17 protein-coding genes are annotated in these 16,901 nt (G+C 71.2%); 12 read left to right on the top strand and 5 right to left on the bottom strand.

The features are described 5' to 3' along the window. Positions 1-163 precede the first annotated feature (163 nt). From ACFYPG_RS32360 to rny, 7 genes are all read left to right on the top strand, one after another. The gene (locus tag ACFYPG_RS32360) at positions 164-745 is read left to right on the top strand and encodes a hypothetical protein (protein ID WP_387354999.1); all 582 of its coding nucleotides are present in this window, start codon (positions 164-166) and stop codon (positions 743-745) included. A gap of 170 nt (positions 746-915) precedes the next feature. Next, positions 916-2,307 (top strand): MFS transporter, encoded by a 1,392-nt coding sequence (locus ACFYPG_RS32355; RefSeq protein WP_387354997.1) that lies wholly within the window; start codon positions 916-918, stop codon positions 2,305-2,307. 5 nt (positions 2,308-2,312) lie between these two features. Then, on the top strand, positions 2,313-2,513 hold the full coding sequence (locus tag ACFYPG_RS32350) for a DUF3046 domain-containing protein (RefSeq protein WP_030489422.1): 201 nt from the start codon (positions 2,313-2,315) through the stop codon (positions 2,511-2,513). Between the two features lie 184 nt (positions 2,514-2,697). Then, positions 2,698-3,744 carry a recombinase RecA gene (gene recA, locus ACFYPG_RS32345; protein ID WP_007456801.1) on the top strand — a complete coding sequence of 349 codons (1,047 nt, stop codon included), beginning with the start codon at positions 2,698-2,700 and terminating at the stop codon, positions 3,742-3,744. A 14-nt stretch (positions 3,745-3,758) separates the two neighbouring features. Beyond that, a complete protein-coding gene (locus ACFYPG_RS32340; RefSeq protein WP_387354996.1) occupies positions 3,759-4,448 on the top strand; it encodes a regulatory protein RecX in 690 nt (229 codons plus the stop codon). 37 nt (positions 4,449-4,485) lie between these two features. After that, positions 4,486-5,190, top strand: coding sequence for a 3-keto-5-aminohexanoate cleavage protein (locus tag ACFYPG_RS32335; RefSeq protein ID WP_387354995.1), 705 nt, complete (start codon positions 4,486-4,488; stop codon positions 5,188-5,190). Between the two features lie 556 nt (positions 5,191-5,746). After that, a complete protein-coding gene (rny, locus tag ACFYPG_RS32330) occupies positions 5,747-7,513 on the top strand; it encodes a ribonuclease Y (protein WP_355009931.1) in 1,767 nt (588 codons plus the stop codon). A 132-nt stretch (positions 7,514-7,645) separates the two neighbouring features. Here the strand turns inward: rny and ACFYPG_RS32325 are convergent, their stop codons facing one another. The 4 genes from ACFYPG_RS32325 to ACFYPG_RS32310 form a co-directional block, all read right to left on the bottom strand. Beyond that, positions 7,646-8,530, bottom strand: a complete 885-nt coding sequence (locus tag ACFYPG_RS32325; protein ID WP_355009930.1) for an amino acid ABC transporter permease — start codon at positions 8,528-8,530, stop codon at positions 7,646-7,648. Continuing rightward, positions 8,530-9,204 carry an amino acid ABC transporter permease gene (locus tag ACFYPG_RS32320; protein ID WP_355009929.1) on the bottom strand — a complete coding sequence of 225 codons (675 nt, stop codon included), beginning with the start codon at positions 9,202-9,204 and terminating at the stop codon, positions 8,530-8,532. Before ACFYPG_RS32320 ends, ACFYPG_RS32325 begins: the two co-directional genes overlap by 1 nt. Positions 9,205-9,288: 84 nt before the next feature. Next, positions 9,289-10,155, bottom strand: a complete 867-nt coding sequence (locus ACFYPG_RS32315; RefSeq protein WP_355009928.1) for a glutamate ABC transporter substrate-binding protein — start codon at positions 10,153-10,155, stop codon at positions 9,289-9,291. Positions 10,156-10,211: 56 nt separating this feature from the next. After that, entirely contained in the window at positions 10,212-10,967 is a 756-nt protein-coding gene (locus ACFYPG_RS32310; protein WP_355009927.1) for an amino acid ABC transporter ATP-binding protein, read from the bottom strand. Positions 10,968-11,162: 195 nt separating this feature from the next. Here ACFYPG_RS32310 and selD point away from each other — a divergent pair, with 195 nt between their 5' ends. Both selD and ACFYPG_RS32300 read left to right on the top strand, forming a co-directional pair. Beyond that, positions 11,163-12,152: a selenide, water dikinase SelD gene (gene selD / locus ACFYPG_RS32305; RefSeq protein ID WP_387354993.1), complete on the top strand. Its 990-nt coding sequence runs from the start codon at positions 11,163-11,165 to the stop codon at positions 12,150-12,152. A gap of 230 nt (positions 12,153-12,382) precedes the next feature. Further along, entirely contained in the window at positions 12,383-12,862 is a 480-nt protein-coding gene (locus tag ACFYPG_RS32300) for a hypothetical protein (protein ID WP_355009925.1), read from the top strand. Positions 12,863-12,910: 48 nt separating this feature from the next. Here ACFYPG_RS32300 and ACFYPG_RS32295 read toward each other — a convergent pair whose 3' ends face one another. After that, positions 12,911-13,147 carry a DUF2277 family protein gene (locus ACFYPG_RS32295; protein ID WP_355009924.1) on the bottom strand — a complete coding sequence of 79 codons (237 nt, stop codon included), beginning with the start codon at positions 13,145-13,147 and terminating at the stop codon, positions 12,911-12,913. 139 nt (positions 13,148-13,286) lie between these two features. Here ACFYPG_RS32295 and ACFYPG_RS32290 point away from each other — a divergent pair, with 139 nt between their 5' ends. Genes ACFYPG_RS32290 through ACFYPG_RS32280 form a run of 3 tightly spaced genes read left to right on the top strand, consistent with a single transcriptional unit; the run spans position 13,287 to position 16,623 of the window. Beyond that, positions 13,287-13,475 carry a hypothetical protein gene (locus ACFYPG_RS32290; RefSeq protein ID WP_355009923.1) on the top strand — a complete coding sequence of 63 codons (189 nt, stop codon included), beginning with the start codon at positions 13,287-13,289 and terminating at the stop codon, positions 13,473-13,475. A 3-nt stretch (positions 13,476-13,478) separates the two neighbouring features. Next, a complete protein-coding gene (locus ACFYPG_RS32285; RefSeq protein WP_387354991.1) occupies positions 13,479-15,815 on the top strand; it encodes an FxsB family cyclophane-forming radical SAM/SPASM peptide maturase in 2,337 nt (778 codons plus the stop codon). Then, positions 15,799-16,623, top strand: a complete 825-nt coding sequence (locus tag ACFYPG_RS32280) for an AAC(3) family N-acetyltransferase (protein ID WP_355009921.1) — start codon at positions 15,799-15,801, stop codon at positions 16,621-16,623. Before ACFYPG_RS32285 ends, ACFYPG_RS32280 begins: the two co-directional genes overlap by 17 nt. Positions 16,624-16,901 lie beyond the last annotated feature (278 nt).

Here is a 16,901-nt window from a genome sequence, read left to right as displayed (position 1 = left end):
TCACATCGTTCTGTGTCGCGGTCATCACGGCACCCTCCTCACCAGGCACAACGCCTGGCAGGTCAGGCCGGAAACACCTTTAGATCCACAGACCCCCCGGATGACGGAAACTGTCCAAGATTGACGGTGCGTCGCGGATCGACTGGCTGGGTAACCGGTGTCGATGGACGTTGACAACGGGGAGCGTCGGGTGGGTGTGGCCGCCGGACGCCGCGGGAGATGGAAGCGGTTCTTCGAGCGGGCGCCCGGCTTGCAGCTCATGGCCGTCTACTGGGTGCCGATGACGGTGCTCATCGGGCTGCCGGTGCGCTGGCTCTTCGACAGGCAGGAGCCGCTGGTCGAGGCCGTGCTGACCGGTGCGCTCAACCTCGTCTGGGTCGGCCCCGCCGTGTACTTCAGTCGGTGGAGCGCGGGCGAGCAGGCCGCCCGGCGCGATCCGGAGGGGTACGCGCTGCGCCAGGCAGTGCACACCAGCGCCGTGCCCGCGGACGAAGCCACGCGGGCCGCACTGCCCCGCTATCTGGTCGAGCAGCGGCGAGCCACCTGGGCAGCGCTGCTGGCCATCCTGGGCATCTGCCTCGGGCTGGTCCTGCTCGCTCTGCTCGCCGCCGACAGCAAGGGCTTCGCGGTGATCTTCGGCGTGGTCGCCGCTGTCAGTGTGGCCGTCGCCGCACGCACCCTGACCCGGATCCGTCGGCTGGCACCCCTGCTGTCCGCGCCCAACCCACCACAACCGCGCGGGTAGGACGATTTCCCGCCCGCCGCCCGCCGCCCGCCGCCCGCCGCCCGCCGCCCGCCGCCCGCCGCCCGCCGCCCCGCCGGGAACCGGCTGTCGGTTCGGCTGTCGGCAAAACCCACTGCCGCTGGTAGGTGTGGGTGCGCGAGGATGAGCCACCCCTTTCGACAGGAGCGCCGATGGCGACCGACCTGACCGCGCCGCGTACCGCAGCCCGACCCGACGTCGCGTCGATCCAGCGGCGTACCCTGCGGCTGCTCTTCACCACCCAGATCATCGGCGGGATCGGCGTGACCATCGGCATCTCCGTGGGCGCGCTGCTCGCGGCACGGATCGCCGGGACCGCGGTGGCCGGTGTCGCGCAGAGCGCCGGGGTGGTCGGTGCCGCGCTGCTCGCCGTCCCGGTCACCCGGATCATGGCGCGGCACGGCCGCCGGCCGGGCCTGGTGCTGGCGTACTCGGTCGGCGCCGTCGGTGGCCTGCTGGTGGTGCTGGCCGCGGCCACCCACTGGGTGCCGCTGCTCTTCCTCGGCATGCTGCTCTTCGGCGGGGGCACCGCGGCGAACCTCCAGGCCCGCTACACGGCCGTGGACCTCGCCGAGCCGGTCCGTCGTGGGCGGCAGCTCTCTCTGATCGTCTGGGCCACCACCATCGGTGCGGTGGCCGCGCCGAACTTCGCCGCGCTGGCTGACCGCGTCACCACCGGGTGGGGGTTGCCCCCGTTGGCCGGCCCGTTCGCGTTCAGCGCGGCCGCGTTCGTGCTGGCTGCCGTCGTACTCCTCGGGTTGCTCCGGCCCGACCCGCTGCTCACGGCGCGGCGGCTCGCGGCGGCCGACGCGCCGGCCGCCGATCTGCCGCCGGCCGCCGACGCGACGGCGACCGCTGTGGCGGCCGAGGCGCCGGCGGCGGGTGGCGGCGCGACGCCGGCCGCCGCGCCGGTCACTGTGCGCGTGCCGCGCGGCGCCGGGATGCGTGCGGCCTGGTCGGTGGTACGCGGACAGCCCGCCGCCCGACTCGGCATCGCCGCCGTGGCGGTGGGTCACCTGGTGATGGTGGCGGTGATGGCGATGACTCCGGTCCGGCTCGGTGAGTCGCACGCCGACGCCGACGTGTTGCGGCTGGTCGGCATCGTGCTGAGCCTGCACATCGCCGGCATGTACGCGTTCTCCCCGGTGGTGGGTTGGCTCACCGACCGGCTCGGTCGACGGGCGGTGATCCTCGGTGGGGTCGGGCTGCTGCTGGCCGCCTGCGCGGTCGCCGGCACCGCCGGGCACCACACGCCTCGGCTCTCGGTCGGTCTGGTTCTGCTCGGGTTGGGCTGGTCGGGGACGATGGTGGCCGGCTCGACCCTGCTGTCCGAGTCGGTGGCGGCCGCCGTGCGGCCGAGCGTCCAGGGGCTGTCCGACCTGATCATGGGGTTGGCCGGGGCCGGGGCTGCCGTGGTCAGCGGGTTTGTCATGCAGTTCGCCGGTTATCCCGTGCTCACCCTGCTCGCGGCGGTCGCGGCGGCGCCCCTGGTGGCGCTAGCGTTGCGCCCGGTGCCGACCGGGGCACCGGACGAGGAGGGCTGATCACTGTGCGGCTGACCGACTTCTGGACGCGGCTGGACGAGGCGTTCGGGCCCGGCTACGCGGCCAGCATCGCCCGCGATCAGGTGCTGTCCCAGCTCGGCGGGCGGACCATCGAGCAGGCCCTGGCATCGGGGGAGCAGACGCACGTGGTGTGGCGGGCGGTCTGTGCCGCGTACCCCGACCGGGTGCCCGCGCGACTACGCTGAGCAGCCTTTTTGCCGGTTCCGCGTGTCGCTTGTCGAGTCGTACACCTGTTCGGCTATTGTCCACAGCGGGGTGCTCGTCCACAGCTCGCGGCCCGTCGGCTGGTTTTCTGTCGGACCTAGCGCCTAGCGTGTCCGCGTGACGCGAAGCTCAGCAAAGACGCCGGCGAAGGCAGGGGTGGCAACCATGGCAGCAGGGCCTGACCGGGAGAAGGCACTCGACCTTGCTCTCGCTCAGATTGACAAGCAGTTTGGCAAGGGCTCGGTGATGCGGCTGGGTGACCGGCCGGTCGTCCAGACCGCAATCATTCCGACCGGCTCCATCGCGCTCGACGTGGCCCTCGGCATTGGCGGCCTGCCCCGTGGCCGGGTGGTCGAGATTTACGGCCCCGAGTCCAGCGGTAAGACCACTGTGGCACTGCACGCGGTGGCCAACGCCCAGCGCAACGGCGGCATCGCCGCCTTCATCGACGCCGAGCACGCGCTCGACCCGGAGTACGCGAAGGCCCTCGGCGTCGACACCGACGCGATGCTGGTCTCCCAGCCGGACACCGGCGAGCAGGCGCTGGAGATCGCGGACATGCTGATCCGCTCCGGCGCTCTGGACATCATCGTGATCGACTCGGTGGCGGCCCTGGTGCCACGCGCCGAGATCGAGGGCGAGATGGGCGACAGCCACGTGGGCCTCCAGGCCCGGCTGATGAGCCAGGCGCTCCGGAAGATCACCGGTGTGCTCAGCAACACCGGCACCACGGCGATCTTCATCAACCAGCTGCGGGAAAAGATCGGTGTCATGTTCGGCAGCCCGGAGACCACCACCGGTGGTCGGGCGCTGAAGTTCTACGCCTCGGTCCGGCTCGACGTGCGACGCATCGAGAGCCTCAAGGACGGCACCGACGTGGTCGGTAACCGCACCCGGGTCAAGGTCGTGAAGAACAAGGTCGCCGCGCCGTTCAAGCAGGCCGAGTTCGACATCATGTACGGCAAGGGCATCTCGCGTGAGGGCTCGCTGATCGACGTCGGCGTGGAGCAGGCGATCATCCGCAAGTCCGGAGCGTGGTACACGTACGACGGCGACCAGCTCGGCCAGGGCAAGGAGAAGGCCCGGGAGTTCCTGAAGGAAAACCCGGACGTGGCCGCCGAGATCGAGAAGAAGATCCTGGAGAAGCTCGGCGTCGGGGTCGGCGCGGGTGACGCCGCCGGTGGCCCGGAGCTGCCGCCGGTCGACTTCTGACCGGTCGCTGACCCATGGCAGGACGACGCGCTCGTACGGGGCGGGGCTGGGATGCCAGTCCGCCTCGTACGGGCGACGCTGCTGATCCGCCGCGTCCCCGCCGGGGGCGCCGGGCCGAGTCGTCGGCGGATGAGCCCACGCCCACGCCCCGCGACGAGTCCGAGGTGGCCCGCGAGATCTGTCTGCGCCAGCTTGCCGTCCGGCCCCGCACCCGGGCCGAGCTGGCCGGGGCGTTGGCGAAGCGGGGCATCTCCGAGGAGGTCTCGGCCGAGGTGCTCGACCGGTACGACGAGGTCGGCATCATCGACGACGCCGCGTTCGCCCGGGCCTGGGTGTCCAGCCGGCACGCCGGGCGCGGCCTCGCTCGCCGGGCACTCGCCAACGAGCTGCGGCGCAAGGGCGTGGACGGCGAGGTGGCCACCGAGGCGCTGGGTGAGCTGGACGAGGAGACCGAGGCGGACACCGCCCGTGGTCTGGTGGAGCGCAAGCTGCGCACCGCCCGAGGCGAGCCGGATGCGGTCTTCCGCCGGCTGGTGGGCATGCTGGCCCGCAAGGGTTACCCGCCCGGTGTGGCCATCCGGGCGGTGAAGGACGCGCTCGCCGCGCAGAGCGCCGAGGCGGCCGAGTTCGCCGAGCAGATCGACGCCGACGCGCTCGCCGACGCCGAGGGCGAGTTGGAGCGCGACAACCGTCTGGTCGAGTGAGCGGTCCGCTGCGACTCCCGATGGAGGTGCGGGCCCGATGTTGAAGGCATGTCTGAACGGCGGGCACGGCCGGGAGGCCCATCCGGCCGTGCCGCTGACGGCGGCGGAGTTGGCCGCCGACGCGGCCCGTTGCGCGGCGCTCGGCGTGGCGGCCGTCCATGTCCATCCCCGGGACGAGGCCGGTGCCGAGTCGCTGCGGCCGGCGGTGATCGCCGACGCGCTGACCGCGATCCGTGCCGCTCGGCCGGGGCTGCCGGTCGGGGTGAGCACCGGCGCCTGGATCTCGCCGGATCCGGCTGCCCGCGTGGCCGCCGTCCGGGCCTGGCCGGTGCTGCCCGACTTCGCCTCGGTCAACGCGCACGAGCCCGGTGCCGAGGCGGTCGCGGCCGCCCTGCACGAGCGTGGTGTGCTCGTCGAGGCAGGGCTGTGGACGCTCGACGCGGTCGCGGCGTACCGGCGGTGGCGGGTGCCGGCCGGGCGGGTTCTGGTCGAGTGCATGGCCGAGGACGTGGCTGTCGCGTTGGCCGACGCCTCCCGTATTCTCGCCGCGCTGCCGGCGGGCGCGCCGCCGGTGCTGCTGCACGGCGAGGGTCCGGCGACCTGGCCGGTCCTCGCCGAGGCGGTGCGCCGGGGTCTGGACACCCGAATCGGGCTCGAGGACACCCTGTGCCTGCCGGACGGTTCACCCGCCGGGGGCAACGTGGCACTGGTCGTCGCGGCGGTGGCGGCCGGAGCCGACTGACGTCTGGTGAGACGGTTCCGTCACACCTCGCTTGGCGCCGGCCGCGTCCGACAGCCGGGCTGGACGGCGCTGAGCAGGCCCGACACGTCAAGGCCTCGGCACGCCTCGCGGAGTTTGTCCCCTCCTGTCCGCCGAGATATCAGCGCGCGGTGACGGTTCAACTTCTCTCCGTTCGGGGGGTTTGATCATGAGTCCTTGACCAGAACACCCCCGGAGACCTAGCCTCGCCATACAGGCTCACATTGCCCGACCAGCGCAGGCTAAGCGCACAACATAGATCGCGTAACAGAACAGCATCACTTTGGCCGACTCCGCGGCCTTTGGCGGCAGTTCCGGACAGGCCGGTCCGGAACGCTGCGACAACTGCACCCGGCCGCCGACGCTGCCCCCTGGGCACCGCCGGCGGAGAAAGCTACCCACGGCCAGCCGCTCCGGTCGGGCGTCCACAGCCGCAGGAGTGTGCCCCCGGCACGGTCGCTGCGGTCTCGACGTTAGGGGAGGCGGCCATGGCGGGGCGGCGGCACAGGTTCAGCGGTAGACCCGACGGGGTCCCGGCATGAACGCGTTCGACGTCGTGCTCCTCGCGGCCGTCCTCGTCCTCGCGGTGGTGGTGATCGGGGCCGTGCTGGTCGGCATCCGAACACTGCGCCGGATGGGCGCCGCGCCGGCACCGGAGGATCCCGCCTTCATCGCCGAGAAGGACCGCCAGGAGCAGTCCCTCGCTGCCCTACGGACCGCGGCCGACGAGGCGAACAGCACGATCGACGTGGCGAAGTCAGCGGCCGCGGCGGCCCGCACCGAGGCGGCGGCTGCGAAGGCCGAGGCGAAGGCGGCCCGCGCCGAGGCACGGCGGGTCCTCGACGACGCCCGGGCCGAGGCGGACACCGTTCTGGAGCGCGCCCACAAGCAGGCCGAGGCGGACGCCGAACAGTTGCGGACGGCAGCCCGGCGCAGCGGCGAGCGGGAGGTCGCCGTACTCGCCGCCACCACCCGGGAACAGGCCGCCGAGGTGGAACGTCGGGCAGCTCGGATGGACGAGCGGGAGCGGATGCACACCGAGGAGGTGGAGCGGTTCGCCGAACGGGAGCGGCAGCTCACCGCCGCGAAAGCCGCCCTCGCCGCCCGGGAGGCCGCGCTCGCCCAGCGCGAGGCCGAGCTGACCGAGTCGGAGGAGCTGCGCCGCCGGGAGCTGGAGCGGATCGCCGGGCTCACCGCCGACTCCGCGCGTCTGGAGCTGGTCGACGCCATCGAGACGTCTGCCAAGCGGGAAGCGGCGCTGCTCGTGCGGGACATCGAGTCCGACGCGCGCAACACGGCCGAGCAGCGCGCCAGACACATCGTGGTGGACGCGATCCAGCGGGTCGCCAGCGAGCAGACCGCGGAGAGCGTGGTCAGCGTCCTGCACCTCCCCGGTGACGAGATGAAGGGGCGGATCATCGGCCGGGAAGGGCGCAACATCCGCGCCTTCGAGTCGGTGACCGGCGTCAACCTGATCATCGACGACACCCCCGAGGCGGTGCTGCTCTCCTGCTTCGACCCGGTTCGTCGCGAGGTGGGTCGGGTGACTCTGGAGAAGCTGGTCCTGGACGGGCGCATCCACCCGCACCGGATCGAGGAGGTCTACGACCTGGCCCGGCAGGAGGTGGAGCAGCTCTGCCTCCGGGCCGCCGAGGATGCCCTTGTCGAAGTCGGCATCACCGAGATCCACCCGGAGCTGGTGACCCTGCTCGGTCGGCTGCGCTACCGCACCTCGTACGGGCAGAACGTGCTCAAGCACCTGGTCGAGACCGCCCACATCGCCGGCATCATGGCCGCCGAGCTGCGGTTGGACGTGCCGATCATCAAACGGTCGGCGTTCCTGCACGACATCGGCAAGGCGCTCACCCACGAGGTGGAGGGCAGCCACGCCATCATCGGCGCGGACCTGGCCCGCAAGTACGGCGAGCACGAGGACGTGGTGCACGCCATCGAGGCGCACCACAACGAGGTGCCCCCGCAGACCATCGAGGCCGTGCTCACCCAGGCTTCCGACGCCTGCTCGGGTGGTCGGCCGGGCGCGCGCCGGGAAAGCCTGGAGGCGTACGTCAAGCGGCTGGAGCGGATCGAGGAGATCGCGGCCGGCAAGCTCGGCGTGGACAAGGTCTTCGCCATGCAGGCCGGCCGGGAGATCCGGGTGATGGTCAAACCGGACGACGTGGACGACATCGGGGCGGCCGTGCTGGCCCGCGACGTGGCCAAGCAGATCGAGGAGGAGCTGACCTATCCGGGTCAGATCCGGGTCACAGTGGTCCGCGAGTCCCGGGTCACCGAGATCGCCCGCTGAGAGGCCTGCTGCCCAGGAACAGCAATATCGGGGTGTCCCCTTCGTGGGGGCACCCCGATATCAAGAAGACCGAGTCAATCACGAGCCGGACGGCTCGGTCAGTTGCTGGACGCTGCCGCCCAGCGTCGCCGGTCAGCCCTGCGGCTCACGGACGGTGTAGTCGTCGAGCGGAGCGGCGCCGGTGGCGATCCGCCGCTTGGTGCGGAAGCCGCGCTGACGGCTGCGCCGGTCCAGCCAGTTGGCCAGGGCGGTGAGCAGCGAGTTGATCACGATGTAGATCGCGGCCACCACGATCGCCGCGGCGACGATGTTGCCGTTGTTCGCGGCGAGGTCGTTGACCCCGCGCTGGAGCAACTCTGGGTAGGCAACGATGTAGCCGAGCGCGGTGTCCTTGAGCAGCACCACGAGCTGGCTGACGATGACCGGCAGCATCGCCCGGGCGGCCTGCGGGACGAGGATCAGCTGCATGACCTGGCTCTTGCGCATGCCGATGGCGTACGCGGCCTCGGACTGGCCGCCCGGCAGCGAACGGATCCCGGCCCGGAACGCCTCCGCGAGGACCGAGCCGTTGTACAGCGTGAGCCCGATCACGACGGCCCAGAAGGCGGTCACCGGCCCCTTGATCACGAATGGCACGCCATAGAAGATGAAGAAGATCATGATGAGCAGTGGGACGGCGCGGAAGAACTCGACCACGGCACCCGACGGAACGCTGATCCAGCGACGCTCGGAGAGCCGGCCGACCGCGAAGATGATGCCGAACGCCAACGAGAGCACCATGCCGACCGCGGCCGCCCAGAGCGTGGCGAGTAGACCGGGCCCGATGAACTGGGTCCAGGTGGCGGCCTCGGTGAAGGGCTTCCAGAGCTGCCCGTCCCACTGGCCCGCCTCGTCGAACTTCGCGTAGATCCACCAGAGCAGCCCGGCCAGGGCGACACCGAACACGACGGTCAGCACCGCGTTGCGGATTCGGGCCCGAGGCCCCGGGTGGTCGTAAAGGACGGAGTCGGTGCTCATCAGCGCTTCACCGCCAGTCGGTTGGCCAGCCAGCCGAAGACGTAGCCGGTGGGGATCAGGAACGCGGCGAACGTGCCGGCGAAGACCAGGAAGATCATGATGACCGCGTCGCCGTTGTCATTGATCAGCTGCTTCATCACGTTTGAGGACTCCATCAACCCGATCGTGCCGACGATCGTGGCGTTCTTGCAGAGCGCGATCAGGATGCTGCCCAGCGGCGCGATCACCGAGCGAGTTGCCTGGGGCAGAACCACGATCCGTAGGGTCTGGGCGAAGGTGAGGCCGACGGCTCGAGCCGCCTCGGCCTGCCCGGCAGGCACCGTGTTGACTCCGGACCGTAGCGCCTCGCAGACGAACGCGCCCGTGTACACCGACAGGCCGACGACGCCGAGCCAGAAGTTATTCAGGTCGAGGTCGTCGGAGAGGCTCAGGCCGAGATTGGAGTACAGCCCGAAGTAGCAGAAGAAGACGACCAGGGTGAGTGGCGTGTTGCGGAAGATGTTGACCCAGGCCGTCCCGAAACCGCGCAGCACGGGGACCGGCGAGACCCGCATGGCGGCGAGCACCACGCCGAGCGTCAGCGCGAACAGCGCCGAGGCGCCGGTCAGCTTGAGGATCCAGATGAAGCCCGACAGGTAGGCGTCGAAGTTCGTCGGATCAGCGAATACGTGCATGCAACGGCTCCCAGGGGCAGGTCGTCGGCGTCGTCACGGGCCGGGGGCCGACACCCATGATCGGATGTCGGCCCCCGGGACCGGTCAGACGCTGCCGCAGTTGGTCAGCTTGGTGGTGTCCAGCTCGGGCGCGGCCTTGCCGCTCTTGCCCAGCGTGGCGTCCCAGGCGGCCTTGTAGGTGCCGTCCGTGGCGGCGGCCTTCAGGATCTCGTTGACCTTCTCGCAGCCGTCCTTGTCGTCCTTCTTCAGCCCGATGCCGTACGGCTCGCTGGAGAAGGTCTTGCCGACCACCTTGAACTTGCCGGCGTACTGCGACTGGGCGGCGTACCCGGCGAGAATGATGTCATCGGTGGTGACCGCGTCGACCTGGCCGTTCTCCAGCAGCGGGAGGCACTTCGAGTACGCATCGAACTGCTGCAGCTTGGCCTTCGGGTAGTCCGACTGGATCCGCTTGGCCGGGGTGGAGGCCGAGACCGAGCAGACCTTCTTGCCCTCAAGTCCTTCCGGGCCGGTGAGGGTCGAGTCGGCCTTGACAAGCAGGTCCTGGCCGGCGACGAAGTACGGGCCGGCGAAGTTCACCTTCTGCTTGCGCTCGTCGTTGATGGTGTAGGTCGCCACCACCAGGTCGACGGTGCCCTGCTGGATGAACGGCTCCCGGTTGGACGAGACCGTCGTCTTCCACTCGATGTTGTTCGCGTCGACTCCGAGACCCTTGGCAATGATCTTGCCAATCTCGATGTCGAAGCCCTCGTACTGGCTGCCGGTCTGCAGACCCAGGCCCGGCTGGTCGGCCTTGACGCCGATCACGAGCTTCTTCTGGTTCTCCGCCTTACCGACGATGCCCTTGGCGCCCGAGCTGCCGGTGCTGCCGCCCTCGTCCCCGCCGCAGGCGGTCATGGTGACGGCCAGAGCCGCGACCGCGGCGACTGCCGCAATGCGCTTGATACGCATACTCTTCTCCTTCTTCAACGGAGCCCACCGAGTACGGCGCGCTCCACTACGGACGCCTAGTGCGTGAGGATCTTGGAGAGGAAGTCCTTGGCCCGCTCGCTGCGCGGGTTCGCGAAGAACTCGGCCGGGGACGCGTCCTCGACGAGCTTGCCGTCGGCCATGAAGATGACGCGGTTCGCCGCGTGCCGGGCGAAGCCCATCTCGTGGGTCACCACGACCATCGTCATGCCGTCGCTGGCCAGCGAGGTCATCACGTCGAGCACCTCGCCGACCATCTCCGGGTCCAGCGCCGAGGTCGGCTCGTCGAAGAGCATCGCCTTGGGCTGCATGGCCAGTGCCCGAGCGATGGCCGCCCGCTGCTGCTGGCCGCCGGAGAGCTGGGCCGGGAACTTGTCCGCCTGGTTGGCGATGCCGACCCGGTCGAGCAGGGCCAGGCCGCGCTCGCGGGCGGCGGTCGGCTTCTCCTTGCGGACCTTGATCGGTCCGAGGGTGACGTTCTCCAGGATGGTCTTGTGCGCGAAGAGGTTGAACGACTGGAAGACCATGCCCACCTCGCTGCGCAGCTTCGCGAGGGGCTTGCCCTCGGCCGGCAGCGGCTGACCGTCGAAGGTGATGGTGCCCGAGTTGATCGGTTCCAGTCGGTTGATCGTGCGGCACAGCGTCGACTTGCCGGAGCCGGACGGGCCGATCACCACGACCACCTCGCCCCGACCCACCGACAGTGAGACGTCGTCCAGCACGTGCAGCGGCCCGAACCACTTGTTGACCGCGTCCAGCACGATGAGCGGTTCGCCCGTCGTCACGTCGTCCACCGTCCCCTGTCGTCTCCCGGATCGGGGTCGATTGACCCCCGGTGCGGCCACTGTAGGCGGCGTGATGTGGCAGAACGCAACCCAGCGGGTCACGGAGCGGTAACACCGGTCACGATCGTTCTCGGGCGTCCGATTTTGGTCACCGGATGGGTGGGCGAGGTGGCGATCGTGGCGCCTTGTCGCGATCATGGGTGGATGACCGAACCCGTACGGTTGACCAAGTACGCCCGCGGCGGTGGCTGCGCCTGCAAGATCCCGCCGGGCGAGCTGGAGATCATGGTGGCCGGTCTCGGCCCGGCGACCGGCACCGCCGAGTTGCTGGTCGGGTTGGACCACGGCGACGACGCGGCGGTGGTGCGCCTGGACGAGCGGACCGGCCTGGTGAGCACCGCCGACTTCTTCACCCCGGTGGTCGACGACGCGTACGACTGGGGTCGGATCGCCGCTGCCAACGCGCTCTCCGACGTGTACGCGATGGGCGGCACCCCGCTGGTGGCGCTCAACCTGCTCTGCTGGCCGCGCGACGTGCTGCCCCTGGAGTTGGCCCGGGAGGTGCTGCGCGGCGGTCAGGACGTGGCGCGGGAGGCCGGCTGTCACCTGGCCGGCGGGCACAGCGTGGACGACGACGGCCCGAAGTACGGTCTCGCGGTCACCGGCACTGTTCGCCCCGAGGAGCTGATCACTCTCGACGCCGGTCGGGCCGGGGTGCCGTTGTCGCTGACCAAGCCGCTCGGGGTGGGTGTGCTGAACACCCGGCACAAGGCGACGGGGGAGAGCTTCCCGGAGGCGGTGGCCACGATGAGCGCGCTCAATCGGGAGGCCGCCCGCGCGGCGGTCGCCGCCGGCATCCGGTGCGGCACCGACGTGACCGGGTTCGGGCTGCTCGGGCACGCCTCGAAGCTGGCCCGGGCCAGCCAGGTCACGGTGGCCATCGACACCGCCCGGGTGCCCTATCTGGCCGGCGCGCGGGAGGCGCTGCGCGACGGGTTCGTCAGTGGCGGCAGCCGGCGCAACCTGGAGTGGGTGACCCAGTGGACCGACTTCGGCTCGGCGGACGAGGCGGCGCGGCTGCTGCTGGCCGACGCGCAGACCTCCGGTGGCCTGCTGGTCGCCGGCGAGGTGCCCGGCGCTGCGGTGGTGGGCGAGCTGCTGCCCCGCGGGGAACACCTGGTCGTCCTGCGCTGACCGTGGGCGGCCGACCCGCTGCGGGACACGCGGTGGCGGTGGTGCGAATGCCGCACGATACCCGATAAACTGTCACCTTCCCGCTACTCCGAGCAATGCCGCTCAGGGAAATTTTGCCCGGAATGGTCACAGACCGGTAACTTGCCCCCGGCTGGGGTCAAATGCCCCCCACCATCGTGTGTAAGGCCCGATCCGGAGGCCGGTGGGGACGAACGCAGCGAGGAGGCGGAATGACCGAGCTGTGGAACTGGAGAATCGACGGGGCTCAACCCGTGGAGGTCTACCCGGCGCTGGCGGAGGCGCTTGGTCGGGTGGTGATGCCGCTGGCGGTGGCCGACCCGGCGCGGCTGCCGGCGTACGCGGTGGTGTGTGACGTCTGGCAGGCGCCGGGCGAATTCGCGACGGTGGTGGACTGCTACGGAGTGCCCGAGCAGCTCTCCGAGCACGCGAGCATCGCCGCACTGGCCCGATTGCTGGGCCGCAACTGCCTGTTGCGCGACGACACGCTCGACGCGGGCCGGCACCTGCTCGTCGCTCCGGACGGCACGGTGCGTCCGGTGCACTTCGACGTGCGGGACACCGAGGACGGTGAGGTGCTCAGCAGGCTGCGGCTCTGCTCGCTGGGTGACCCGGGTTGTCGGGGCTGGTCGCAGTGTCACCGCTCGCGCTGGGCACCCGACACTGTCGCACCGGTGCTCGCCGCGGCCTGACCCTCTTCAGGGTCAGGCCCGGCCGGGCGCCGTGCCGGTCAGCGGCGATCAGCTGGCGGCGGTGGCCGACCGGTCGGTGGTGCCCCGCACCACCAGTTGGTCGAGCAGGACGCGCGTCGCCTCGGCCACGGCGGCCACCGCGGCGTCGAACGCGGCGGCGTTGTGCGCGGCGGGCGCCCGGAAGCCAGAGATCTTCCGGACGTACTGCAACGCTGCCGCCTCGACGTCCGCGTCGGTCACCTGCGGGGTGAACGGCTCACGCAGCGTCTTGATGCTCCGGCACATGTGAGTTCCTCCTCGGTTGGTGCGCTACTTGACCAACGATGACATCGTTGGGGCTGTTGCCTATTCTGGTGGCGCGTCAGGGCCCTCGGGCCGTCCATCACACCTCCCGTGGCGCGTCCGCGGGACCCGGAGAATCCTTGTGGACAACGCACCCACCCGCCCATCCCGTCCGGGCCTGGACGATCTCACCCGTAGCCTGCACACCCCACTGGACCGGGTTGCCGTGGAGCACGCCGATCTGGTCGAGGCGGTGCGCAGGCGGGTCGTCACCAACGACTCCGTGCCCTCCGGCACGGTGCCCGTCGCCGCCTTCAACTCGTCCATCTGACCGATGGCCTGCCGGTGCGATCCACCCGGAGTGGGCGGTCCATGCCGACGGATCAGCCAGTTCGTACTGAAGGTGCACAGTCGGTGCGATCTCAGCTGCGACCACTGCTATGTCTACCAGCACGCCGACCAGACCTGGCGTGGTCGACCGGTGCGGATGCCGCTGGCCACGGTTCGGGCCGTCGCGCAGCGGATCGCCGAGCACGCCCGCGAGCACGAGTTGCCGGTCGTACACGTGGTGCTGCACGGCGGTGAGCCGTTGCTGCTGGGGTCCGCGGGGTTGCGGGAGGTGCTGGCCGAACTGCGCGCGGCGATCACCCCCTGGACGCGACTCGACCTGCGCATGCAGACCAACGGCGTGCTGCTCGACGAGGAGCTGTGCCGGCTGTTCGTCGAGTACGACGTGCGGGTCGGGGTGTCCTTCGACGGCGACCGGGCCGCCAACGACCGCCACCGGGTCTTCGCCCACGGCGGCAGCAGCCACGAGCACGTCCGCCGGGCGCTGGCCCTGCTCCGTCGGCCGGAGCACCGCGCCAGCTACGCCGGCATCCTCTGCACGATCGACGTCCGCAACGATCCCGACCGGGTGTACGAGGCTCTGCTGGCCGAGAGCCCGCCCCGGGTCGACCTGTTGCTGCCCCACGCGACCTGGGACCATCCGCCGCAGCGCCCTGGCCCCGAGCCGACCCCGTACGCGGACTGGCTGGGGCGGCTGCACCGGCGGTGGGTGGACGACGGACGGCCGGTGTCGATCCGGATGTTCGAGGCGCTGCGCCCGGGTGGCGGCGGCACCGAGGCGTTCGGCGTGGCCCCGGCCGACGTGCTGGTCGTCGAGGCGGACGGGACCTGGGAGCAGGCCGACTCACTGAAGACCGCGTACCACGGCGCGGCCGGCACCGGTTTCGACGTGTTCGACCACTCGGTGGACGAGGTCACGCGGCACCCCGGGGTCGCGGTACGGCAGGACGGCGTGGCCGGGCTCTGCGCGACCTGCCGGGCCTGCCCGGTGGTCGACAGGTGCGGCGGTGGTCTGTACGCGCACCGCTGGCGGACCGGTTCCGGCTTCGACAATCCCTCGGTGTACTGCGCCGACCTGCTGCGCCTGATCGACACTGTGGACGCCTACCCGCCGCCCACCCCGCCCATCCCGGCCGACGGGTCGACCACCTCGCCCGTCGACGAGTTGCTGGACGACCTGGCTACCGGGCACGGGTCGGCGTCGACGCTCGCGTTGCTCGCCGCCACCCAGCTCTCCATCACCCGGGCGCTGCTGGCGGCCTCCCAGGACGGATCCGGCACCACGCCCGCCTGGGAACTGCTCGTCCACCTCGACCAGTCGGCGCCGGAGGCGGTCCGCGCCGTCCTGGCGCACCCCTTCGTCCGGCCGGGGCTGGTGCGTCGCCTTCACTCGTCGGCCCCGCCCGACCTCGGCGCGGCAGTCGACCCCCTGCCGGCGCTGGCCATCGCCGCGGCGATGCGGGCCGGCGTCCCGGCCGCGTTGCACGTGCCGGTACGGGCCGACACGATCACGTTTCCCGCGCTCGGCAGCCTGGTGCTGCCTGGTCTGGGGGAGAGTGCCGAGGTGACCGTCCGACCCGGCGAGTTCCGGGTCAGGGGTGGGTCGGTCGAGCAGACGGTGCTCCTCGATCCGCTGGCGCCGCCGTCGACCGGATGGTTCCCGACCCGGGACGTGGCGGTGCCCGGTGGCCGGCTGCTCATCGAGGACGGTGATCCGTACCGCGACTGCTACGGCCAGCCGGTCCAGTCCCGCCTGGACGGTCCGGCGGCGCGGGCGTTGGGCCGTACCCTGGCCGAAGCCTGGCGGGTCGTGCACCGGGACGTGCCGGCGCACGCGGCGGCGCTCGACGGCGGCCTGCGTGCCGTCGTTCCGTTGGCGCCCGACCCGGCGCGACCACTGCGAAGCGCCACCGCCCGGCACGCGTTCGGCGCGGTCGCCGTCACACCCCACCCTGACCCGGAGACGATGGCGGTGCTGCTCGTGCACGAGTGGCAGCACGCGAAGCTGGGTGCGGTGCTCGATCTGTACGACCTTGTCGAACCTGGCCAGGGTGCCCAGATCCGGGTGCCGTGGCGCCCCGACCCGCGGCCACCGGAGGGCGTCCTCCAGGGCGTCTACGCGCACCTCGCCATCACCCAGGTCTGGCAGTCCCGGGCGGTCACCGACGGCGGCGACGCGTCGGCGCACGCTGCCCACTTCCTGGCGTGGACCCGGGACGGTGCGGACGCGCTGCTGGCCAGCCGGTCGCTCACCGCGGCGGGTGAGCGGTTCGTCGGCCGGCTGCGCCACGCCTTGGAGGAAACCCGTGCCGGGGCCGGCTGAGCGTCTGCCGTCCACACTGGGCCGTCTCCGCCTCGCCGACGACCTGCGGGCGCTGGGCGTCAACCCAGGTACCTGCCTGCTGGTGCACTGCGGCCTCCGTCGGGTGGGTCCGCTGGAGCACGGCCCGGCGACCCTCGCCGGCGCGCTGCGCGACGTCCTCGGCCCGGCCGGCACACTCCTGGTGCCCACCCACACCGACGGTAACTCGACCACCTCCCGGGCCCACCTGGCGGCCGTCGCCGGAATGAACCGCGCGCAACGCGACCGGTACGAGGCGGCGCTACCGGGCTGGGACCGCCGGACCACCCCGTCGCAGCGGATGGGGGTGCTCGCCGAGTACGTCCGACGTGCCCCCGGTGCCGTGCGCAGCGACCACCCGCAGACCTCATTCGCCGCGCTCGGCCCGCAGGCCCGGCAGCTCACCGACGGCCACGACCTCACCTGCCACCTCGGGGAGCGCTCACCAATGGGCGAGCTCTACGCGGCCGACGGGCAGATCCTGCTGCTCGGCCTCGGCTACGGGGCGTGCACCGCACTGCACCTGGCCGAGTACCGGCTGCCGGTGCCGCCACCCGAGCGCGACTACCACTGCTTCCGGCTTGTCGACGGGCGGCGGGTCCGCCTCGACTTCCGGGCTCTCGACCTGGACGACCGGGACTTCCCGGCGGTTGGTGCCGCGCTCGACGAGACGCCGTTGGTTCGGCATGGTCGGATCGGGCAGGCAAGCGCACGCCTGCTGTCAGTGCGTGCCGCCGTGGACTTCGCGATCGACTGGTTCAACGTGCACCGGCTGGCGGCGCGCCGGTGAACCGGGAGGGCGGCACCGCTGACCGCCGCAGAGCCTGACCTGAGCTCGTACCTGGGCGAGCAGCCGCCAATTGGTCAGATGTACGACACCAGCGGTCTGGTCCGATTCCTCGGGCTCGGCAAAGACCCGTGCGGCGCGCTGCCGATACCCGCCACAGTGGCCTTCGTCGTAGAGTGACGAGGCGGCAACCGGGTCTGTCCTCGGCATTGACGAACGCCTTAGGCTGAAACTCCGGTCGCTTTCCGGACGGCGGAGGAACGACGGTGAGCGAAGCGGTA

This window comes from Micromonospora sp. NPDC005553 (assembly GCF_042871765.1).
Classification (GTDB): domain Bacteria; phylum Actinomycetota; class Actinomycetes; order Mycobacteriales; family Micromonosporaceae; genus Micromonospora.
Note: the sequence above shows the minus strand (reverse complement) of the source record. Positions and strands in the feature narration are given on the sequence as shown.

Coding starts and splice junctions, on each gene's coding strand:
- ACFYPG_RS32285 (WP_387354991.1), top strand. CDS start 13,479: ATGGCCTGCCGGTGCGATCCACCCGGAGTGGGCGGTCCATGCCGACGG.
- ACFYPG_RS32360 (WP_387354999.1), top strand. CDS start 164: ATGGACGTTGACAACGGGGAGCGTCGGGTGGGTGTGGCCGCCGGACGC.
- recA (WP_007456801.1), top strand. CDS start 2,698: ATGGCAGCAGGGCCTGACCGGGAGAAGGCACTCGACCTTGCTCTCGCT.
- ACFYPG_RS32300 (WP_355009925.1), top strand. CDS start 12,383: ATGACCGAGCTGTGGAACTGGAGAATCGACGGGGCTCAACCCGTGGAG.
- ACFYPG_RS32335 (WP_387354995.1), top strand. CDS start 4,486: ATGTTGAAGGCATGTCTGAACGGCGGGCACGGCCGGGAGGCCCATCCG.
- ACFYPG_RS32320 (WP_355009929.1), bottom strand. CDS start 9,204: ATGCACGTATTCGCTGATCCGACGAACTTCGACGCCTACCTGTCGGGC.
- ACFYPG_RS32355 (WP_387354997.1), top strand. CDS start 916: ATGGCGACCGACCTGACCGCGCCGCGTACCGCAGCCCGACCCGACGTC.
- ACFYPG_RS32325 (WP_355009930.1), bottom strand. CDS start 8,530: ATGAGCACCGACTCCGTCCTTTACGACCACCCGGGGCCTCGGGCCCGA.
- ACFYPG_RS32340 (WP_387354996.1), top strand. CDS start 3,759: ATGGCAGGACGACGCGCTCGTACGGGGCGGGGCTGGGATGCCAGTCCG.
- selD (WP_387354993.1), top strand. CDS start 11,163: ATGACCGAACCCGTACGGTTGACCAAGTACGCCCGCGGCGGTGGCTGC.
- ACFYPG_RS32295 (WP_355009924.1), bottom strand. CDS start 13,147: ATGTGCCGGAGCATCAAGACGCTGCGTGAGCCGTTCACCCCGCAGGTG.
- ACFYPG_RS32315 (WP_355009928.1), bottom strand. CDS start 10,155: ATGCGTATCAAGCGCATTGCGGCAGTCGCCGCGGTCGCGGCTCTGGCC.
- rny (WP_355009931.1), top strand. CDS start 5,747: ATGAACGCGTTCGACGTCGTGCTCCTCGCGGCCGTCCTCGTCCTCGCG.